The 1096-nt window shown below is 37.4% G+C and carries 1 protein-coding gene; it reads right to left on the bottom strand.

All coding sequences use genetic code 11. The features are described 5' to 3' along the window. A partial coding sequence (locus tag CWM53_RS15295; RefSeq protein ID WP_100750806.1) for a DNA cytosine methyltransferase occupies nt 1-1017 on the bottom strand: 1017 nt, incomplete at its 3' end. Between the last annotated feature and the right edge of the window lie 79 nt (nt 1018-1096).

The following is a 1096-nucleotide window of genomic DNA, read 5'->3' as shown; positions in this document are numbered from 1 at the left end:
AAAATGGAGTCCAAATTGACGAGCTAACTCACAAGGTACAGCATTGCCAATTTGTTTAGCCATAGCATTGAATGCACCTTTAAAAATGTAATCAGCCGGAAAAGTTTGTAATCTTGATGCCTCTCTAATGCTTATAGCTCTATGTTGTGAAACATCTGGATGACCAAATCTACCATTTGAATAACTATTGCATTTAGTAGTTAATGTTGGTGCAGGTTTATCCCATGACATTCGACCGTAGGTATCAGTATGACCTGTATAACTTTTATGACACTCATTAATTAACTCCAAGGGCCAGTTTCTACGATCACCACCTTCAGGTGTATTTTTTATTCTTTTTAGGTTAAGTTCTGTCAGTTCAGCTGCACGATGTAACTCATCATTTTTATCAACTTCACCGGCTTCAAGCCTAGGATATTCTTCAATAAAATCTCTTACCGTTCTTACTGGTGAATTATCAGTATCATGTGTTTGTTCAGGTATTGTAATCGGCCCTAGTAAACTGGCCAACAATACAAAGCGCTTTCTTCGTTGCGGAACTCCATACTTTTCAGCATTAGCTACAAAATAAACATATTTATAATCCAAGCTATCTAGCAATGAAATAAATCTTGTAAATGGACTTTCTTTGCTTCCATCAATCTTTTGGATTCCCGGAACATTTTCAAGCATAATATATTCTGGTAAGAGTGTTGATACAAAGCGATGAGTTTCATCAAGTAGAGAGATTCTTTCATCATCCTCATTTTTATATTTATTTTGTTGCGAAAATGGCTGACATGGAGCACATGCGCTGAGAAGTAAACCATTTGCACTTTTGAATGCAATAGAATTTGCCACTTTTTCAACACTTACATTTCTTATATCATCAAAAATGAAAGTAGCATCGGGGAAATTGGCTTTATAGGTCTCAGAGGCTTGTGCGTCGATGTCAATACCAAGCTCAACGTCAAAACCAGCTTGACGCAGCCCTTCGCTAGCCCCACCACAACCACAAAAAAAATCTATGACAATCAATGTGTTACCCAACTTATCAACAAGTTTTGGATTCCGGCCCTTCTTTTCAGAAATCAATACCGCCTACAGAATCGTTGTG

Origin of the sequence: Klebsiella sp. A-Nf5 (assembly GCF_002810545.1) — a bacterium.
Lineage (GTDB): Bacteria > Pseudomonadota > Gammaproteobacteria > Enterobacterales > Enterobacteriaceae > Klebsiella > Klebsiella variicola.
The sequence above is the reverse complement of the archived record's forward strand: the minus strand, read 5'-3'. Positions and strand labels throughout refer to the sequence as shown.